Annotated in this window: 17 protein-coding genes; 5 read left to right on the plus strand and 12 right to left on the minus strand. The window is 41.3% G+C overall.

All coding sequences use genetic code 11. The features are described from left to right. Both AM629_RS03135 and AM629_RS03140 read right to left on the minus strand, forming a co-directional pair. On the minus strand, window positions 1-214 hold a 214-nt coding region (locus AM629_RS03135; protein ID WP_152911965.1), incomplete at its 3' end, for a hypothetical protein. Between the two features lie 1,067 nt (window positions 215-1,281). Then, complete coding sequence (locus AM629_RS03140) at window positions 1,282-2,133, minus strand: enoyl-CoA hydratase-related protein (protein WP_054476071.1); 852 nt, start codon at window positions 2,131-2,133, stop codon at window positions 1,282-1,284. A gap of 439 nt (window positions 2,134-2,572) precedes the next feature. Between AM629_RS03140 and AM629_RS03145 the strand changes: the two genes are divergently transcribed. Beyond that, the gene (locus tag AM629_RS03145; RefSeq protein WP_036774799.1) at window positions 2,573-2,809 is read left to right on the plus strand and encodes a major outer membrane lipoprotein; all 237 of its coding nucleotides are present in this window, start codon (window positions 2,573-2,575) and stop codon (window positions 2,807-2,809) included. A gap of 103 nt (window positions 2,810-2,912) precedes the next feature. Here the strand turns inward: AM629_RS03145 and AM629_RS03150 are convergent, their stop codons facing one another. The 7 genes from AM629_RS03150 to sufA all read right to left on the minus strand — a co-directional run bounded on the left by AM629_RS03150 (window position 2,913) and on the right by sufA (window position 9,901). Continuing rightward, on the minus strand, window positions 2,913-3,980 hold the full coding sequence (locus AM629_RS03150) for a L,D-transpeptidase family protein (protein ID WP_054476073.1): 1,068 nt from the start codon (window positions 3,978-3,980) through the stop codon (window positions 2,913-2,915). 259 nt (window positions 3,981-4,239) lie between these two features. Beyond that, window positions 4,240-4,656 (minus strand): cysteine desulfuration protein SufE, encoded by a 417-nt coding sequence (gene sufE, locus AM629_RS03155; protein WP_054476075.1) that lies wholly within the window; start codon window positions 4,654-4,656, stop codon window positions 4,240-4,242. 37 nt (window positions 4,657-4,693) lie between these two features. Then, on the minus strand, window positions 4,694-5,932 hold the full coding sequence (sufS, locus tag AM629_RS03160; protein WP_054476077.1) for a cysteine desulfurase SufS: 1,239 nt from the start codon (window positions 5,930-5,932) through the stop codon (window positions 4,694-4,696). Further along, window positions 5,929-7,242, minus strand: a complete 1,314-nt coding sequence (gene sufD / locus AM629_RS03165; RefSeq protein WP_054476079.1) for a Fe-S cluster assembly protein SufD — start codon at window positions 7,240-7,242, stop codon at window positions 5,929-5,931. Before sufD ends, sufS begins: the two co-directional genes overlap by 4 nt. After that, window positions 7,217-7,963, minus strand: a complete 747-nt coding sequence (sufC, locus tag AM629_RS03170; protein WP_054476081.1) for a Fe-S cluster assembly ATPase SufC — start codon at window positions 7,961-7,963, stop codon at window positions 7,217-7,219. Before sufC ends, sufD begins: the two co-directional genes overlap by 26 nt. A 57-nt stretch (window positions 7,964-8,020) precedes the next feature. After that, window positions 8,021-9,520, minus strand: coding sequence for a Fe-S cluster assembly protein SufB (sufB, locus tag AM629_RS03175; RefSeq protein ID WP_054476083.1), 1,500 nt, complete (start codon window positions 9,518-9,520; stop codon window positions 8,021-8,023). Window positions 9,521-9,532: 12 nt separating this feature from the next. Then, window positions 9,533-9,901: a Fe-S cluster assembly scaffold SufA gene (gene sufA, locus AM629_RS03180; protein ID WP_054476275.1), complete on the minus strand. Its 369-nt coding sequence runs from the start codon at window positions 9,899-9,901 to the stop codon at window positions 9,533-9,535. An 834-nt stretch (window positions 9,902-10,735) separates the two neighbouring features. Here sufA and AM629_RS21805 point away from each other — a divergent pair. Further along, entirely contained in the window at window positions 10,736-10,894 is a 159-nt protein-coding gene (locus AM629_RS21805) for a Hok/Gef family protein (protein WP_065823249.1), read from the plus strand. Window positions 10,895-11,301: 407 nt separating this feature from the next. Here AM629_RS21805 and AM629_RS03185 read toward each other — a convergent pair whose 3' ends face one another. Then, window positions 11,302-11,718, minus strand: coding sequence for a hotdog fold thioesterase (locus tag AM629_RS03185; protein WP_054476085.1), 417 nt, complete (start codon window positions 11,716-11,718; stop codon window positions 11,302-11,304). Further along, window positions 11,715-14,774: a D-2-hydroxyglutarate dehydrogenase YdiJ gene (gene ydiJ, locus AM629_RS03190; RefSeq protein ID WP_054476087.1), complete on the minus strand. Its 3,060-nt coding sequence runs from the start codon at window positions 14,772-14,774 to the stop codon at window positions 11,715-11,717. Before ydiJ ends, AM629_RS03185 begins: the two co-directional genes overlap by 4 nt. Before the next feature lie 353 nt (window positions 14,775-15,127). On the opposite strand from ydiJ, the gene ydiK reads away from it, so the two are divergent. Next, complete coding sequence (gene ydiK / locus AM629_RS03195) at window positions 15,128-16,237, plus strand: AI-2E family transporter YdiK (RefSeq protein WP_054476089.1); 1,110 nt, start codon at window positions 15,128-15,130, stop codon at window positions 16,235-16,237. Between the two features lie 447 nt (window positions 16,238-16,684). Here the strand turns inward: ydiK and ppsA are convergent, their stop codons facing one another. Then, a complete protein-coding gene (gene ppsA, locus AM629_RS03200; protein WP_054476091.1) occupies window positions 16,685-19,063 on the minus strand; it encodes a phosphoenolpyruvate synthase in 2,379 nt (792 codons plus the stop codon). 216 nt (window positions 19,064-19,279) lie between these two features. On the opposite strand from ppsA, the gene ppsR reads away from it, so the two are divergent. Both ppsR and AM629_RS03210 read left to right on the plus strand, forming a co-directional pair. Beyond that, window positions 19,280-20,143, plus strand: a complete 864-nt coding sequence (gene ppsR, locus AM629_RS03205) for a posphoenolpyruvate synthetase regulatory kinase/phosphorylase PpsR (RefSeq protein WP_054476093.1) — start codon at window positions 19,280-19,282, stop codon at window positions 20,141-20,143. Window positions 20,144-20,405: 262 nt separating this feature from the next. Beyond that, window positions 20,406-21,452, plus strand: a complete 1,047-nt coding sequence (locus AM629_RS03210; protein ID WP_054476278.1) for a 3-deoxy-7-phosphoheptulonate synthase — start codon at window positions 20,406-20,408, stop codon at window positions 21,450-21,452. Window positions 21,453-21,514: the final 62 nt, after the last annotated feature.

A 21,514-nucleotide genomic window follows, 5' to 3' on the forward strand; every position in this document is an offset into this window, starting at 1 on the left:
GCGGGGAAGTCAGGGTAAATGAGGCGTCCTGCATCAGCATCTGCGCCGGCGCAATCGCCTTCTCCGGGCTGGTAAATTCAATGGTGTAGCAAAAAGGCTGGCTTAAATATTCCTGTCCGGTAAACGCTAATACATCCAGCGGTACCTTGTTGCCCCAGACTTTTAATTTATAGCGGCTGTGATCAAAGATCATTGCCGGAGTTGCATAGTTCATGACGGGTTCTCCGTTTTTTCTGCACACCACCGGTATGCAAATCCCATTTAATATTCACACGGACTTGAGATATTTCGTTTACCACATGAGACTCCTCAATAATAAAACAGAACGCAAGACAGGATGGTCATGCCATAACAAATTTCAGAAATGAAAAACCGGAACCCGCTATTTCAGAACAAGCAATTAGCCGGGCAGAAAATAAGAGAAAACCGACAAGGTGTGTTCAAACAAATATTCAAATTGACCAAATGAATCATTTCTTAACCAAGGCAATTTTCTAAACAGTTTGACATAAAATCAAGCTATTTTTTGCCATAAAGCACTTTTTGTTTAATATAAATAGGATATAAAAACCAAAGAATTCAATAAAAGACACACAATATGTAAACCTAACTTAAACGATATGATATTTATTAAAAAAAGAGTTGCATTTGTTTTCGAAAAATGGAAGAGAATAAGAAAACCCGTTTAATGAAAATGGCCGAGTTAAATACGAGTCTGAAAACAGTAATACTCTTAGGTTAAAAAGTTTTTCAATGAAAATCATTTATTAGATTCATGTTTAATTAAACAATAAAAAAGCCTGCGAAATGATAATTGTTTTACAGGTTAATCTTTTTTTAGCATAGTTTATTTTTTCAATTATATTTTCCTTTTCTCCCATGAAAAGCCCCCTTTTATCGACGTTTAATTCAGCTATTCGTCAACTAAGTGTTAAAAAAACTCGCCATTAATACCAGATTTTAAAAAGGTACGGAGTAGCTAAACATGGCCTATTCCCTGCCATGTTTAATCCATTTATCAGCAATGTTATCCTTTGCTTATTTAAGGTTACCATGACTATTTAAAAACGCGAATACAAAGAGATTAAAGCTTTATATAAAAGGTGGATTTAACTCAGTAAATATGCTTTTTAGCAGGATATACCCAAGATGTGATAATAATGCCATTTTCTGTTTTCTCTGCCAGAAAATGGCTTAAACCCACGCCCCATTATTTAGTTTCCCCGCATTACATAATCTGCGGAAGATCTGCCTTGTATGTTATCGACATGTTTGTCCCAATCACGGCACATCGAACGCTTTACCTACTTTACTTAAATTCTGGAACTCACTTGCTGTTCCAGTTGCTTTAGCTTGAATCGAGTTCAGGATGTCCTGACGACTAAAAATCGAAGCCTGCAATAACGCAGTCTGTTGCAATGATTCGTAGACACCATGATCACGGCTGTAAAGCATTGCCCGTTTAATCCCATTAATGGCAACTGGAGGCCGATCAGCAATACGCCGGGCGGTCGTTAAAGCCCCGTCGAGCAATGTTTCTGTAGAAGAGAAAATTTTTACCACAAGACCTAAATCATGAGCCTGAGCAGCGCTCAATGTATCACCTGTGAGTGCAAGATAACGGGCCATACCGCCAGGAATAAGGTGTTGCAGACGTTGAAGAATCCCCAAGTCAGCCATCATACCGATATTAGTTTCTTCTATACGAAATTTCGCGTCATCGGAGGCAAAGCAAAAGTCACATGCGGTAATTAAGTCAAATCCAGCCCCAAGACAGGCCCCTTGTACCGCAGCAATGACAGGAAAGCGTGCACGTTCCAATACAGTTATCGCTTCCTGCATTTGTAATAAACTAAACTGCATTGCTTCCCGCTCATGAGGATTAGCTGTATCGACATCTTTACTAGAAGCAAAGATTTGCAGGTCAAGCCCCCCACAAAATACACGTCCTTGTGCAGAGATCACCATTACCCGCACCTCACCTGAACGACTGAGTTGATCTATTGTTTCAGGAAATAGTTTCCAAAACGCGAGTGCCAAGCTGTTTGCCTTTTCAGGGCGACTTAGTTGTAAATGAGCGACTCCATCATCAACGGTGATGATAAAATGCTCATTGGATTGATTAATTATCATAGAAAACTCCTCTTACCAGTTTAAATATGAGACTAGGATTCAGCCTTAGCATTGTCAAGCCGCTCGTCTATAATAAGCTTCATTTAACAAATTCGTTTTAAGCGCACCCCCAAATTTATGTATGCAGAACGCCTCCATTAAGATATATATCGATGGATCAATAGGTGCAAAGTGACTTGGATGTGGTGTTTTTTATTTATAAGAATTTTTAACTAAAATAATTTCGGAGAATACCATTCCCTCATGGAATAGGATTTCTTTGATTAAAGTGTTACTTAATGGTTTTGTTTTTTTACACTCAGACGAAAATGGGCCGCTTTCTAAAGAGAAAAATTGAAATAATTGGTTTTCATGACAAAAATTTATTCTCTTTCTAAAAAACTTTGTGTAATACTTATGTGGCTACTTGGAGATTAACTTAAATCTAGAGGGTATTACAATGAATCGTACTAAAATTGTACTGGGTGCAGTAGTTCTGGCTTCTACTATGTTGGCTGGTTGTTCAAGTACTGCTAAGGTTGATCAATTGTCTTCCGATATTCAGACTCTGAATGCAAAAGTTGATCAACTGAGCAACGACGTGAACTCAGTACGTACTGACATTCAAGCAGCTAAAGATGAAGCTGCTCGTGCAAATCAGCGTCTGGATAACCAAGTTCGTTCCTACAAAAAATAATTTTTGTAATTAAGTATAAAAATGGTGCACAGATGTGCACCATTTTCTTATTAAAATTTCTGTCAGATAAATATTTTCTGACCTCCCAGTCCACAAAAAATCATTAATCTTTCTGATAGATTGGCCCAGGTTGATATAACGGTGGTAATTTAAACGATTCAAATGCGTCTTCATTCACTTCCTGTTCCACATCTTTATTGTCTGCTACTGAAGTTAAATTCTCTTCTTTCAGGTTCTGTTGTGTTTCAGACTGTGTATCTTTACTTACCAACACCGGCATACCAGAACGGCGTGCAAGAGCTTGTTCAACAATATTTTTATTCGTCTCGCTATTATCAATGAATTTATTCAGATTAATTGATCGGACAATTTGTAACGTCTGAGGATCATCATCCTCTTGTTTAGATAACGGCTGATGTACTTCCACATAGCGTCTACCATCTGGTTCGACTGAATATTTAACGGCTTCGTTGATAATCTGTACTCTCGTTCCACGAGGGACACTGTCAAACAGCGCTTCAATATCATCAGGACGCAAACGGATACAACCAGAACTCACGCGCATACCAATACCAAAATCAGCATTAGTACCGTGGATCAGGTATTCTCCGCGCCCGGCAGCTAAGCGCAATGCAAACAATCCCATTGGGTTTTCCGGACCAGCAGGTACAACCGCAGGTAAGGTAATCCCTTGTTCAGCATAATGCTTGCGGATGTTTTTAGTCGGCGTCCAAGTTGGGTCCTTGATTAATTGGCTGACAGACGTTGTCATCACCGGCGTATTACGGCCAAGCTGCCCAATGCCAATCGGATAGATGATGACTTTATTTTTTCCTTTAGGAAAATAGTAGAGTCTCAGTTCTGCAAGGTTAATCACAATTCCCTGCCTTGGTGTATCAGGCAACAACATTTGTGATGGAATAATCAATTCAGAACCCGGAGCAGGCAAATAAGGATCAGTACCTGGGTTAGCTTCCAGCATTGCCAGTAAACCAATTTTATATTCGGCGGCAATGGCCTCCAGAGAACGCCCGTCACCGGGTACAACAAATATCGTATTTTCGCCAATTAAACGGCTATTGGCAGGTGGTAAGGTATATTCTGTAGCGCTGACTGTATTAATCAACCCACTTAACAATAACATGCCGATAAGCGTTAAAACTTGTTTCATGCTTGCTTCCTGGAATTACTTCTGAATGTTATATACCCGTTATCTTTCAAGTTGCCTCTTGGTTGGCTGCACTCACTCATCCCGGTCACAGAGTCATCTATGACATAGTTATCTATGCTCCCGGGGATTCGCTCCCTTGCCATCGCGATCCATCTCGAAATCCATTGGGTATAGGATAAATTAAGCGTTAAAGGTTGAGATTTTATTCCCCTGTCACGGTTATATTACCAGTGGCTAAAGAAACGTGTAAGACTGGTACTTAAACCATTTTACTTGCCGTATTCCGAATAGCACATATCATCGCATGTAGTCCCTGTGTTCGTGATGGTGTCAAATGTTGTTCCAGAGAAAGTCTTGCAAAATATTCTGTCACATCCACATCCAAAATCTCCTGAGGCGTCCTACCCTGGAAGAGAATAAAGACAACCGCAACCAGCCCTTTAACAATCGCTGCATCACTGTCACCAGCAAACTCTATTTTGCCTTGGTCATTTTTTTTCAGTGAGATCCACACTTGGCTCTGACAACCTGAGATTAAATACTCAGGTTGGCGCTGTTGATCAATAAGAGAGGGCAATCTCGCCCCCAGTTCAATCATATAGAGATATCTCTCTTCCCAATTCTGACAACGGGAGAAATTACGCAATAATTTATTTTGGTCGGGCAAACTTGCCATGACTTTTTCCTTATCATTTTTTTAATCTATAACAAGCTCAACCAAGCAGTTTTTCGATCCGCAGCAATGCAGCAACGAGTGCATCAATATCTTCTTTCGTTGTATAAATCGCCAGTGAAGCTCTGCACATGCTGGGAACCTGATAATGCTCCATTAGAGGAAGTGCACAATGATGCCCGGTACGAATAGCTATTCCATATTGATCAAGGAAACTTCCTACATCATAAGCATGATGGCAACCAAGGTTGAAAGCAATAACCCCCTGACGTCGCTCAGGGCCATACAATTTCAGTGACCTAATTTCCTTAAGTCGTGTAATGGCATAATCCATCAATCCCTGTTCATATTGCTGAATTTCATCCAGCCCGAGCGAAGAAATATAATCAATAGCACCACCAAGCCCAATAATTCCCGCCGTATTCGGCGTTCCTGCTTCAAACCGCCACGGTGGTGGCGCATAGGTTATCCCTGTTTGCAAGCTGACATGTTTTATCATTGCACCACCCCCTTCCCAGGGTGGCATAGCATCCAACAGGGATTTACGCCCGTAAAGCACGCCGATTCCGGTCGGTCCATATAGTTTATGGCCGGAGAAAACATAGAAATCACAATCCAGAGCCTGCACATCAACATTCTTATGCATAATAGCCTGAGCACCATCAACCAGAGTATGTAATTGGGCGCCCTGCTTATCAGCCAATTCTCTGGCCTGCTTTATAATTTCACGTACAGGATTTACTGTGCCAAGCACATTAGATAAATGAGTAAAAGAAAGTAATTTGGTACGTGAATCAATCAAGGATGATAAAACCGATTGATCCAGTTCACCATTTTCATCCAACGTCCATATTCTGATTTCACATCCAATCTGTTCTGCCAGCATATACCACGGAACGATATTGGCATGATGTTCCATCTCAGTAATCACAATATTATCGCCGTCATTGATAAATTTGCGGCCATAACTATTAGCAACCAGATTAATCCCTTCTGTCGTACCTTTGACGAAAACAATCTCTTCAGTACTTTGCGCATGAATAAATTGTGCTATCTGGTGGCGCACGTTTTCAACCATGCGAGTAGCCGCAGAACTCAAGGTATGAATTCCCCGATGAACCGCCGCATACTGATGCAAATAAAATTCGCTTTCCCGTTCAATAACTTGGACAGGTTTCTGAGCACTAGCAGCACTATCAAGATAAATCAACGGATGTCCATTAACCTGCTGAGCTAATACCGGGAAATCCTGTTGCACTTTTTTTACAGAAAAAGTCATTTTTTCACTCCCGCCAAACGGTGTTTAATGTGTTTCATGACAACGGATCTCAGGACTTCATCTTCAATAGAGTCGGTAAGTTCGGCAGCAAAAGCAAATACAATCATATGCTGTGCTTCACGCCGGTTGATACCTCGTGATTGCAAATAGAATAGTTGTTCTTCATCTACCCGACCAACGGTCGCACCATGACTGCATTTCACATCATCAGCGTAAATTTCCAATTGTGGTTTGGTATCCACTTCTGCCTGCTTGCCCAATAGCAAATTGTTATTGGTCATTTGTCCATCGGTTTTCAGTGCATGAGGTGCTACTTTGATCATGCCATTGAACACCGCTTTGCTCTGATCCATCACAATTGTTTTATGCAACTGGCGACTTTCACAATAGCCGTTGTTATGTTCCAGATAAGTGCGAGTATCTGCGACCTCTTTGCCTTGCGGCAACAACAGGCTATTCAGTGATAAATTAGCCCCTTCACTATTAAGCTGCACACTGGTATTGTGCCGGCCAAGCCCCACCCCTAACAAAAAGCTGGTGCTTTTCACCTGAGCATCTCGACCAATCACAATGTCGTTATGCGCAAAGTGGTAGCTTTCGCTGTTTTCAACGCCCAGTTTTATATGAGTTAAACTGGCATTATCACCTACGTTTGTGGTCAGTCTACTCCCGGTCATATGGGCTTGCTGCTCATCAATACTGACGAAATGTTCGATCACTTTGGCACTCGCATTAGCTCCCACAGAAATGTGGTAGCGGTAATGGCTAGTATTCAATATTTCACCAGAATAGCCACTTGTTATATTTAGCAGATACAATGGCTTTGCTGCGATTTGTCCAGCCTTTAATGTGATCACCAAAGGCTGTTGCGCTAAACTTTCTGTTAGATGTAGAAAAATTTCACTCTGTATCGGTGTCGGAAGCTTACTTTTGTTATCCAATAAGCTGAGCTGATAAGGCCCAAATTCACGGGAACTCAGTAAAGGGGAAAAACAACCATCCACCAGCACAACTCGCCAGCAATCTACGGGAATAGCCAGCTGTTCGCACTGTGCTGCTGTCAATTCCCCAGTTTTGATACTGTATTGCTGATTTAGCAGTCGTTCCAGCGGCGTATAGCGCCAGTCTTCATGTCTGAATTGAGGAAAATTGGTTGTGGTTGCTTTCTCCCAATGCATGCTGGCATGCAATGAATCATCACCATGACGAGAGTGATACAAACCAGCAAAACGTTCTAATGCTTTCTGATTACGTTCTGTAACCTGGCGGGTCTTCTCAGTCCTTTCACTGTTGGTCAATAAGCCAGCCATAACCTTGTTCCTCCAACTTTTTCGCCAGACTGAAATCACCGGATTTAATAATCTGCCCCTGATAAAGCACATGAACAAAATCAGGCTGCACATAGTCTAGAATACGTTGATAATGGGTAACGATAATGAGTGAACGGTTAGGATCACGCAGGGAATTCACGCCATTAGCCACAATTTTCAGCGCATCAATATCCAATCCTGAATCTGTTTCGTCCAAAATACAAAGCGTTGGCTCCAGCGCGGCCATTTGCAGAATATCATTACGTTTTTTCTCACCGCCGGAAAAACCAACATTGACTGAACGTGTCAACAAGTCTTGTGGCATATTTAGCAATTCAATTTTTTCTTCGATAAAATCGGCAAAATCAAAGCGATCCAGAGGCTCCTGATGACGATATTCACGCACAGCGTTTACTGCCGTTTGCAGGAAGAATTGATTGCTGACCCCGGGAATTTCTACCGGATATTGAAAAGCAAGAAAAATCCCTTCACCAGCCCGTTCTTCCGGATCAAGTTCAAGTAAATCTTTTCCTTTAAAAGTGATGCTACCATCATCAATTTCATATTCTTCACGGCCTGCTAATGTTGCTGATAACGTACTTTTGCCAGACCCATTTGGCCCCATAATGGCATGGACTTCACCAGGTTTAACTTCAAGATTTAATCCTTTTAGGATTTCATTACCTTCAACACTGACTCGTAAGTTTTTAACACTTAACATATTACATGCCTTCGAACGACTTAACGTTCTGTCATAAAAAAGGGAAACCGGGAGAACTTATCCAACGCTGTGCTCAAGACTAATCGCCAACAATTTTTGCGCTTCAACGGCAAACTCAAGGGGAAGTTCAGAGAACACATCCTTACAGAAACCATTAACAATCATAGAAATCGCATCATCTTCACTGATACCGCGTTGCAAACAATAGAACAATTGATCTTCACCAATGCGGGAAGTTGTCGCTTCATGCTCAAGTTGCGCGGTATTGTTCTGTACTTCTACATAAGGGAAAGTATGCGCGCCACATTCGGTTCCAATCAGCATGGAATCACATTGGGTATAGTTACGCGCGTTTTCTGCTCCCGGCAGTATTTTTACCAGCCCACGATAACTGTTCTGGCTACGGCCAGCAGAAATGCCTTTTGAAATGATGGTCGATTTAGTGTTACGGCCAATATGGATCATCTTGGTGCCCGTATCTGCCTGTTGAGTACCATTAGTCAGGGCAACAGAGAAAAATTCCCCAATCGAGTTATCCCCTTTCAGGATCACGCTCGGATATTTCCAGGTAATTGCTGAACCCGTTTCAGATTGGGTCCAGGACATCTTGGCATTTTCACCTTCACACAACGCTCTTTTAGTTACAAAGTTGAGAATTCCTCCTGCACTATCACCACCACCTGAAAACCAGTTCTGTACTGTGGAATATTTCACTTCTGCATCTTTATGGATAATCACTTCCACAACAGCGGCATGAAGTTGATAACTGTCACGTACAGGGGCGGAGCATCCTTCTATATAGCTGACATAACTACCTTCATCAGCAATCAGGATAGTACGCTCAAATTGCCCCGTTTTAGCGGCGTTGATACGAAAATAGGTGGATAGTTCCATCGGGCAACGAACCCCTTTGGGTACATAAACAAAAGTACCATCAGAAGCAACGGCCGAGTTCAGCGCGGCAAAGAAATTATCATGGCTTGCAACCACACTACCGAGGTATTTCTGAACTAATTCAGGATATTCCTGTATCGCTTCACTAAATGAGCAAAAAATAATGCCTTCTTTCGCTAGCTTATCCCGATACGTTGTTGAAACAGATACTGAATCAAAAATAGCATCTACCGCAACAGCTTCCCCTTCTCGTACAGGAACACCCAGCTTGTCAAATGCCTCTTCAATTTCTGCCGTCAAATAGTTATTGGTTTGCTCTGTACTTATCTCCTGGACAGTACCGGATTGCGAATTACAGCTATCATCACAAGTACCACATGAGGGTGCTGAATAGTAACTGTAATCTTGGTAATCAAGATTAGGGTAATTCGCTTTTAACCAATGTGGTTCTTCCATTCCTTGCCAATGACGATAAGCCTCTAGCCGAAACTCAAGCATCCATTCAGGTTCATTGCGTTTTGCGGAAATTGCTCGTACAACCTCTTCACTCAAACCTTTAGCTAACTCATCAGTCGCTACCTGAGTGAAAAAACCTTCTTTATAACGATGATCGCTAAGCCAAGTCTGCACATCATCACTGATTTCTACATTGCTCTGAGACATAGATTGGTACACTTATATACCAAAGCTTTCACCACACCCACAGGCATGCTGAGCTTTTGGATTATTGAATTTAAACATCTGATTTAAACCTTCACGTACAAAATCAACTTCAGTACCATCAATAAATGGCATTGCTTTCAGAGGAACATACAAACATGCACCTCCATTTTCATACCTTAGATTATCAGGTGCGGGATCATTAACCATCTCAAACACATAGCCAAAGCCTGCACATCCTGACTGCTTAACGCCCAGATATAACCCTTTGCTTTGTGGGTTTTGTTGCATCAATTTTAAGATCTGCGCTGCGGCTCTCTCTGTGATGGTAATTCCTTGCCATATCGTTTCATTCAGAGAGAAAGTTTCAACACTATTTGTCATAGCTGGCCTCATATTTTTCTGTGGCAATTTTCTGCCGCTGTTATCAGAGTCTTTTCCTCTCATATAATGGTAATGATAACCCTTATCACTTCAACCATTTGTTTTAAGAGGATATACATTAAATAGATTAAATTTTATTCAAATGCTGTGATTTATGTTCATCCCATACGAAAGGTATCTCTTTAATTTACTGTTTTATCTATAAATTATTAGTTTGATCAATTGTGCTATTTTTTACTCAATAGCACATAATAAAAGCACAAAAGGTTCATTAGGGATACTATTTAAGGTGAACTTTCAGATATACCGGAAATGCAGAGCAAGAGTTATCATTATGATTATAATATATACAAATAAAGTTTCTATTTAATTAATTCAATTATACCCAATAGATTTCAAGATGCATCGCGACGGCAAGAGAGCGAATCCCCGGGAGCATAGACAATTCTGTGACCGGGGTGAGTGAGTGCAGCCAACAAAGAAGCAACTTGAAAGATAACAGGTATAAACTCATTCAGGAATAATCTTATCTATATACTCTGCTCTCAATATCCTTTCCTTTATTCTATTAATAACTTTATTAGCCACTAATTTAATTCAAACGTATTACGTGACTATAATAAACATTTGCAAGACCTTGCATCTCATGCGAATAAACGTATACTGCCTCCGGGTGCTTGAGACTTTCTGTCTTAAGCATGATGTTCCAGGAAAATTACGTTCTAGGCAGAAAGAGAAAAGCCCCATCCGACTATAAATCGAAATGAGGCTACTCCTAATGCTGAACAACATAAGGCTAGCCTCTTACCTGATAAAAAGCAAGGAGAGAAGGCTATGAAGCCACAAAAAATCGTAATATTTAGTTTGATCGTTATTTGTGTGACGTTACTCTTATTCACATGGATAACAAGAGGTTCACTCTGTAAGCTCCATATCAAACAAGGTAATACAGAGGTTGCGGCAATCATGGCTTACGAATCCAGCAACAGGTAAGGCAGCCTTGGCGGGAGGTTTTTACTCCCGCCCTTTTAGATGTTGTTATGGCTTGGATCTCAGGCACCCTTCATATTTAAGTGGAATTAAACATAAATTAAAACCGGTGAAATTTTAGCATTAATTGATATATCGGCGTTTACAGACTTAAATAAAAATTTGCAATTAGGTTTTTATCTATTCCAGCATTAATTTACTTAATATAATTCAACATTTAAATTCATCGGATATATATAAGAAAATCAAATAATCCATAACATTATAAAAATATCAACAAGCTCCAGGGAATATATATATTTCCTGGATGGCTATCACAATTAAATTTAATTACCGTGAAGGATAACTTTTTCAGTTAAATAGTAGGTTATCATCCATACAATAACCTACTTTTACTTTTGTTTTATATTTTATCCAAGTAAAACTGATGTAGTTAATCGGGAAGTGCAACATAGATGTTGCCGATCATCAAAAATATCGATTTCCCATACCTGATGATTACGCCCAAGGTGGAGAGGTCTACACACCCCTTTCACCTCACCACTGCGAACAGAACGGATATGGTTAGCATTTATTTCCAGCCCGACAACTTTTTCCTCACCTTCAGAACAGAGATACCCAGCCAAAGAACCAAGTGATTCTGCCAATACAACCGACGCCCCACCATGTAATAAGCCAAATGGTTGCTGGGTACGATAATCAACCGGCATTGTACCTTCGATAAAGTTATCACCGATATGCGTGATTTTTATGCCCAGATGGCCCATCATACATTGGCTACTCACTTGATTCAGGCTCTCCAGTTCAATATCACGTTTCCAAATCATGGGATTATCTCCAATAAAGCTTGCAACGGATGCTTAAGTACTTGCCCTTCTATCCGCTTAACCTGACTACGGCAGGAATAACCAGAAATTAGGCAACGCTCCAATGGTAGTTTTTGCAAGGCAGGTTGCCAGGATAATTTATAGATACCAATAGAGTGTTTTATGTTTTTGTTTTCATGACCATACGTTCCAGCCATTCCACAGCAGCCTACACTGATATTATCCAGCTTACTACCCAGCCGATGGAAAATTTTTTCCCACTGTTTACTACTGCCCGGTAGCATAGTCACTTCCGTGCAATGTCCTAACAGATACCATTTATCTCTGGGCGCTTCTTTATTACCTATTTTCTCTGGCAAAGCATTGATCAGCCATTCATGCACAAGCTGAACCTCAAACTTGCCTCGCTGTTCACCAAGAATATCGTTGTATTCATCCCGGTAACACAATACCAATGCGGGATCAACACCAACCATAGGAATCCCCAGCTCAGATACCCGATTAAGGAAATCTGACGTTCTTCTGGCCGTTTTAGCAAAATGGGATAAAAATCCTTTGATATGTTGAGCCTTACCATTAGGAGAAAATGGCAACAATATCGGTTTATATCCCAATTTTTCTACCAAATAGGCAAAGTCAGCCACAACTTTAGCATCGTAATAGCTAGTAAACGGGTCCTGAACAATCAACACATGTTTATCACGGTGGATCTGATCCATTTTTTCAAGCTGTTCTAAAGTGGTAGAAAGCGCATAATGGCCTGCAAGCTGCTGGTGTAATGTCGGGCTGGATAATAAAGGTAAATCCACCATCCCGATGGTACGGCGGCTCAATTCCTGCACCCACGGTTGTTTTAGGAAGAAATTAAATACCCGCGGTGCCTTAGCCATTAATGGTGTACTGCTTTCCGCACCTGCCACAATATGATCACGTAAAGGGCGGAAATAGCGACCATGATATAACTCAAGAAAACGTGCTCGAAATGATGGCACATCAATTTTGATCGGACACTGTGTTGAACAAGCTTTGCATGCCAGACAACCAGACATTGCCTCTTTTACTTCATGAGAAAAATCATACTCTCCACGCCATGCTTGCCAGCTATTACGCGTCTTTTCAATCAGCCCACGCAGGCTTGGTCGTTTTTGTTGCAATCCCTGTTGTAGCAATTTCAGGTCCATGCCCTGTTCAGTTAAAAGACGAAGCCATTCACGCACTAATGTTGCCCGTCCTTTCGGCGAGTGGATGCGCTGTTGGCTAATTTTCATTGATGGACACATCGGGCTTTTCACATCGAAATTAAAACAGAGTCCATTACCATTACACGCCATAGCGCCACGGAATGTATTTCTTACATTTATCGGAATTTCCCGGTCATAAGTTCCTCGTTTGACCGCGTCGATTTTCATCATCGGCGCATCAACGCCAATCGGTGAACAAATTTTACCCGGATTCAAACGGTTATCTGGGTCAAAGGCAGCTTTAATACGACGCAATTCTTCATACAGGGTGATACCGAAAAATTCAGGGCTGTATTCAGCACGAAATCCTTTACCATGTTCCCCCCATAACAAACCACCATAACGTGCCGTGAGGCGGACAATTTCATCAGAAATCTGTTTCATTAGTATCTCTTGCTGAGGATCACACATATCCAGAGCAGGACGGACATGCAACACACCCGCATCTACATGACCAAACATCCCATAATTAAGATGATGGCTATCCAATAGCTGTCGGAATTCTGCAATATAATCAGCAAGATGCTGTGGCGGTACACAAGTATCTTCCACAAATGGGATCGGTTTCGCAGCACCTTTGCTGTTACCTAACAAGCCAACGGATTTCTTGCGCATCACATAAATACGCTCAATATCATCTAATTCCCGACAAATTTGATAACCAATGACACCCGCCTGCTTGTCATTCATAAGTTCATCAAGACGCTGGCAGAGGGTTGTGACTTGCTGATCTATTAATTGTTGGTCATCACCACTGAATTCAACAATATTCAACCCCTGCATATCCTTGCCAGGCACATCTGTAATCAACTCTTTTACTGAATGCCAGACGATATCCTCACGCGCTAAATTCAACACCTTGGAATCTACAGTTTCAACCGATAAAGCCTTTGCATTCACCATAAAAGCCGCATTACGCAACGCAGAATCAAATGAATCATATTTTACGTTTACCAACCGCCTGACTTTCGGCAACGGTGTAATATCCAGAACGGCTTCCGTAATAAAAGCCAGAGTTCCTTCTGAACCGGTCAGGATGCGGCCTAAATCAAACTTCTGCATATCGTCACTGAAAACATGGCGCAAATCATAACCTGTCAGAAAACGATTAAGCTTAGGAAATTTTTCAACGATAAGTTCACGTTGTTCACGGCAACGGTTAAGCACCGTGTCATAAATACGGCCAGTAACAGAATCTTCTTGCGCAATCGATTCCGCCAGCGCTATGTCCATAGAGCGAGTATCAAGTCGCTCTCCACCCAACAAAACTGCCCGTAAACCAAGAACATGATCAGAAGTTTTACCATATACCAACGAACCCTGACCGGACGCATCAGTATTAATCATTCCCCCCAATGTCGCGCGGTTACTGGTTGAAAGTTCTGGTGAAAAGAAATAACCATATGGACGCAAATATTGGTTCAGCTGATCTTTAATCACTCCGGCTTCTACTCTAACCCAGCCCTGTTCTGGGTTAATTTCAAGGATGCGATTCATATAACGGGACATATCTACCACGATACCACTATTAAGAGCTTGGCCGTTTGTACCTGTCCCGCCTCCACGCGGAGTAAATGTTAAATCATGATATTTTTTTTCACCTGCGATACGGGCCAGCAAAACCACATCTGCTCCGGATCGAGGGAAAACAACAGCCTGTGGTAATAGTTGATAGATACTGTTATCTGTCGCCATTGTCAGACGATCTGCATAACTGCTTGCAGTATCTCCGGTAAATCCTTGTTCTTTTAATGTATCCAAGAATTCCTGTGCCAACCCACTGACGTGAGGTGCTTGTGATATGCGTGGGATCATTATCGTTTTGATCCTTGTAAAATGAGTGTCCACATTGCTTTATTTATACTACCCTTCTTTGAGTTCGATGCCTTAGTCAGCCTTAACGATTAATCACAGTTAACTCACTTATCTGAGAAGGCAAGCGTTTACCTTATCATAATATTCACCTATTTTGAGTAACCTATATACCCTATGGATTTCAAGATGCATCGCGATGGCAAGGGAGCGAATCCCCGGAAGCACAACGAACTTTGTGACTGGGGTGAGTGAGTGCCGCCAACAAAGAGGCAACCTGAAAGATAACAGGTATAGATAACATCTTATTTATTCATTATCTTTATCGCCACTGAATCGTTTAGAGAAATTAACTTATGGACAAATCACAATCGCACTATGATCTACCAAAGTTATTGTTTACCTTAATCTTTATTTCACTCTTAATCGTTACCAGTTTCTGGGTGATGAAACCGTTTATCCTTGGTTTTGTCTGGGCAGGAATGGTTGTTATCGCCACTTGGCCTTTACTGGAAAAACTACAAAATGGCTTATGGGGTAAACGCTGGCTTGCTGTCACCATTATGACATTATTGCTAATCTTGTTATTTGTGATCCCTATCGCATTGCTGGTCAGTAGCTTGTTGGAAAACAGCGCACCATTAATTCAGTGGGCTAAATCCCCTGCTAATTTCCAAATGCCGGCCATGACCTGGCTGAATAACATCCCTTTAGTTGGCGATAAGCTGTACAGTGGCTGGAACTCACTGATTACTGATGGTGGAAATGTTCTGATTGCCAGAGTCCAGCCCTATGTCGGAGAGGCTGCAACCTGGTTCTTTACTCAAGCGGCAAATGCCGGACGCTTCGTTTTTCATCTTGCTTTAATGGTGCTATTCAGTGTGCTGCTATATTTGAAAGGTGAGCAAGTAACGATGAGTATTCGCCATTTTGCCGTTCGCCTGGCAGATAAACGTGGAGATGCCGCTATCTTGTTGGCAGCACAGTCTATCCGTGCTGTAGCGCTTGGTGTGGTCGTTACTGCTCTGGTTCAAGCTATTATCGGTGGTATCGGCTTAGCTGTTGCGGGTATTCCTTATGCTACATTGCTGACAGTACTTATGTTTGTCTGTTGTGTTGCCCAGATCGGTCCATTGCTGATTTTAGTTCCTGCTGTTGCCTGGCTTTACTGGACAGGTGATACAGCTTGGGGCACCGCGCTATTGGTCTGGAGCTGTGTAGTCACAACAATGGATGGATTTCTTCGTCCATTTTTAATCCGTCTGGGCGCCGATTTGCCTATGGCCCTGATATTAACCGGTGTTATTGGCGGAATACTCTCATTCGGTATGATCGGTCTATTTATCGGACCCGTTGTGTTGGCCGTTGCCTATCGTTTATTAATTGCATGGATGAATGAAATCCCAGAACCTAAAAATGATTTGACTGAAACTGAAAAATATCTGGAAAAAAAATTCTCAGAATAATTTTTCCGACAATTAATTTTGCCACATTTAGCGAAAGAGGATTAACGCTTTCGCTAAATTATAGCTTTATACAGATATATCTAATCATTCATCTGAAATACGCGTTTATTAAACATAAATATTGTCAAATAAATGTTAAAAAAAGGTTAAATAACGCCATTTTTTCCCATAAATAATACGCAAATTAGGACTATTCTTAATGAATAAACTATTCAATTAAATTAGTATGGACGGGCTATGAACGAGACGTTTATTTCTCCTTTTGATGGTTCTAGTAATTAGGAACGCTTATATTGCTGTGTGTAGTCTTTGCCTATCGAGCCCACGATAGGCTTTTTTTTACTATTTTCGTCCTTCGCCAAAATAATGTCATCCGTTGCTCTAACCATTAAAGAAACCCGCCATTATTTTGACGGGCTTCCAAACTCAACTGTGTATTATTCGCAGTTAACTCTCTTTAGCTAATCCTAACCAAGTTTTTACAACAGTATCTGGATTTAATGACAAGCTATCAATCCCCTCTTTCATCAACCAGTGCGCAAAGTCCTGATGGTCTGAAGGCCCTTGACCACAAATTCCCACATATTTGTTTTGACGCTTGGCCGCCTGAATAGCTAACGAAAGCATAGCCTTAACCGCATCATTACGTTCATCAAATAGTTCAGATACCACACCGGAATCCCGGTCTAAGCCAAGAGTAAGTTGAGTCATATCGTTAGAACCAATAGAGAAACCATCAAAGTGTTCAAGGAACTGTTCTGCCAGAATTGCGTTGGACGGGATCTCGCACATCATAATGACTTTCAATCCATTTTCACCACGCCTTAATCCTTGCAATGCCAGCTCAGTAACAACAGCTTCAGCCTGAGCGACAGTACGCACAAATGGGATCATAATTTCAACGTTTGTCAGCCCCATATCATTACGTACACGTTTAACCGCTTCACATTCTAATGCAAAACAATTACGGAAATTGTCAGAAACATAACGTCCCGCGCCACGGAACCCCAGCATAGGATTCTCTTCATCAGGTTCATAAATGTCGCCACCAACCAAGTTAGCATATTCATTGGATTTAAAGTCAGACAGACGAACAATAACCCGTTTCGGCCAAAATGCAGCCGCCAGAGTAGCGATCCCTTCAGTCAGGCGCCCAACATAAAATTCAACCGGATTGTCATAACCCGCCATCAGAGATTTTATCTCTTGCTGTAATTCCGGGGTTTGCTGATCAAATTCCAATAATGCGCGGGGATGAACACCAATCATCCGGTTAATAATAAACTCCAAACGAGCAAGACCTACACCTTCATTCGGTAAACGGGCAAAATCAAATGCACGGTCTGGGTTACCAACGTTCAACATAATTTTCACATCAAGCTCAGGTAATTGATCTACCTGAGAGCTTTGCACCGTGAAATCCAATTGATTCTGATAAACAAAACCGGTATCACCTTCCGCACAGGAAACCGTCACCTGCTGATTTTCTTTCAAACGTTCTGTTGCATCACCACATCCAACAACTGCCGGTATTCCCAACTCGCGAGCAATAATTGCCGCGTGGCAGGTGCGGCCACCACGATTAGTTACAATTGCAGCCGCCTTTTTCATAATAGGTTCCCAATCCGGATCAGTCATATCAGTGACTAAAACATCACCCGGTTGGATACGCTCCATTTCATTTAAGTTATGGATAACTTTTACTATACCTGAACCAATACGATGACCTATGGCACGTCCTTCCACTAATACCTGACCTCGTTCATTCAGTTGGTAACGTTCCATAACCTGCTGGTTTGAGCGGACAGTCTCAGGGCGAGCCTGAACAATGTATAACTTGCCATTATGACCATCTTTGGCCCATTCAATATCCATTGGACGACCATAATGTTTTTCAATCAACAACGCCTGACGAGCCAGCATTTCGACTTCTTCATCAGTTAAAGAGAAACGATTGCGTTGTGATTCTGGCACATCTTCGATACGTACTTGCTTACCATGCTCTTTATTATCAGCGTAGATCATATGCAGCTTTTTAGAGCCAAGATTGCGGCGAACAATTGCTGGCTTACCTTTATTCAGCGTTGGCTTATGAACATAGAATTCATCCGGGTTTACTGCCCCCTGAACAACCATTTCACCCAAGCCGTAAGCCGAGGTAATAAATACAACCTGATCAAATCCTGATTCAGTATCAATAGTGAACATCACACCAGACGAGGCGAGATCAGAACGAACCATACGTTGTATACCCGCTGACAGAGCAACCCCTCGATGGTCATAGCCCTGATGGACACGATAGGAAATGGCACGATCATTAAACAATGAAGCAAATACATGCTTAATAGCAATCATCACAGCATCAATACCTTGTACGTTCAAAAAAGTTTCCTGCTGACCAGCAAAAGAAGCATCTGGCATATCTTCAGCAGTTGCAGAAGAACGTACAGCAAAAGAGGCTTCTGGCTCCCCGTCGGACAATTGTTGATAAGCATCTTGGATATCTTTTTCCAACTGCGGAGTAAATGGCGTATCTATCACCCATTGGCGAATTTGTGCCCCCGCTTTAACCAGTTGATTTACATCATCAACATCGGTTTCATCCAGTAAATTATAAATACGCTGATTGACGCCGCTTTGTTCCAGAAAATCATTAAATGCCCGTGCTGTCGTAGCAAAACCATTCGGGACAGAAACCCCCAATTCTGACAGATTCGTGATCATTTCTCCCAGGGAGGCGTTTTTACCACCCACCCGGTCAACATCATGCATACCTAATTGGTTATACCAAAGCACATTACACGGGGTGAGGTCATTATTGGGCATTAAAACAATCCTTTTAACATTCATGGGGTACAAGTTGGAAAATGGGTACTGTACTTAGCAGTCGTAAATAGACTAACACAATGTTTTGACACACATAGAAAGGTGAATCGATCAACCAAACAATATTATTTTTTTGCAGGTATAATCTGTAAAAAACCGATATCCAGCTTCGCTTAACTGAACAATTTACAAAGACAAAAGGCCACTATAAATATCATGACAAAATCCAGACTAGAAATATCAGGAGAAAATAACAATGTTGAACGCACCGTTTTCTTTATTTCCGATGGAACAGCAATTACCGCAGAAGTATTGGGTCATGCAGTATTATCGCAATTTCCTATTAAAGTAACCTCACACACGCTCCCTTTTGTTGCAAGTGAAGATCGCGCAAAAGAAATAAAGCAACAAATAAACCAAATATATCAAGATACGCGTATAAGACCTTTAGTTTTCTATTCTATTATCTCTTCTGGAGTGAAAAATATTATTACCAGTAGTGAAGGATTTTGTCAGGATATTGTCCAAACACTAGTCGCTCCATTACAGAAAGAAACCGGATTGGAACCAAAACCTGAACTTAACCGCACCCATGGTCTGACGGAGCAGAATCTCAGCCAGTATGATGCACGCATAGCCGCTATTGATTATGCTCTGGCACATGATGATGGTATCTCTTTACGCAATCTTGACCAAGCGCAGGTTATTCTACTAGGCGTATCTCGCTGTGGAAAAACCCCTACCAGCCTCTATTTAGCCATGCAATTTGGTATCCAGGCGGCAAATTATCCTTTTACTGCGGACGATATGGATAATTTGCAACTACCTGCAACATTAAAACAATTTCAGCATAAGTTATTCGGTTTAACTATAAGCCCTGAACGACTGGCCGCTATTAGGGAAGAACGCCGAGAAAATAGCCGTTATGCATCATTAAGGCAATGTAGAATAGAAATTTCTGAAGTTGAAGCTTTATTCCGTAAGAATAAGATTAATTATCTTAATACCACCAATTATTCTGTTGAAGAAATCTCGACCAAAATAATTGACATAATGAAGCTAAAACGCCGAATGTTTTAAGAACATATCAATATGAATAATTGAAAAAAACTTATCATATGACTAACTATATTGTTTGTTCGATTTAGTCATTTTCGTTTATTGTAATTTCAATTATCCATATATACCCAATAGATTTCAATTTGCAGCGCGGCGGCAAATGAACGCATCCTCAGGAGCATAGATAACGATGTGACTGGGGTAAGTGAACGTAGCCAACAAAGCAGCAGCTTGAAAGATGAAAAGTATAAACGCTAGTGTGAAACAAACATTGAGAAAATATATGTCCAGAACAGATGGTTTAAGGACTCATCACGTCGATAGTCTGGTAACACCTCAAGCTCTTACGATTCAATTTTCTGTATCCGAAAAAATCGCCAATAATGTGACAACGTCACGAAAACGTATTGAAGCCATTTTATCGGGTAATGACCCACGGCTTATGGTTATCGTCGGTCCCTGTTCTATTCATGATATTGATGCTGCTTTAGATTATGCTCATCGACTGAATACATTACGTGAAAAATACCAGCATAGACTAGAAATTGTTATGCGTACTTATTTTGAGAAACCACGCACAGTCGTGGGCTGGAAAGGTCTTATTTCAGATCCAAACCTCGACGGCTCCTGTCAGGTTAATCGTGGTATTACCCTAGCCAGGAAATTATTGGTTGACGTCAATGAGTTGGGTTTACCCACTGCAACTGAATTTCTTGATATCGTGACCAGCCAATATATTGCTGATCTGATTAGCTGGGGAGCCATCGGTGCCAGAACAACTGAAAGTCAGATTCACCGGGAAATGGCATCAGCACTCTCCTGCCCGATTGGTTTTAAAAACGGAACTGATGGTAACACTCGTATCGCAATAGATGCCATCCGGGCAGCCAATGCCAGTCATACATTCTTATCACCGGATAAGCATGGTCAAATGACTATCTATCAAACCGAAGGCAATCCACACGGTCATATCATTATGCGTGGAGGTAAACAACCCAATTACAGTGCCGGAGATATTGCCTCAACTTGTGATCAACTACGTGAATTTGATTTACCAGAGCATTTAGTCGTCGATTTTAGCCATGGCAATTGTCAAAAAACACACAAACGCCAACTGGATGTAGCAAAAGAGGTAGGTCAACAGATCCAGAATGGCTCTACGGCGATTGTCGGTGTGATGGCTGAAAGCTTTCTGGTTGAAGGTTCTCAAAAAATCATTCCTGGACAACCACTGAATTATGGTCAATCTATCACAGATCCTTGCCTGAGCTGGAAAGATACAGAACAACTTATTGAAATTCTTGCCAAAGCAGTGAATTCTCGCTTCTGAATCTTTTCCTGAGTTAGCCTTTTTGATTTATAAAAGGCTAACTGACAATACATTAATAAATT

The organism is Photorhabdus heterorhabditis (assembly GCF_001280945.1).
GTDB lineage: Bacteria > Pseudomonadota > Gammaproteobacteria > Enterobacterales > Enterobacteriaceae > Photorhabdus > Photorhabdus heterorhabditis.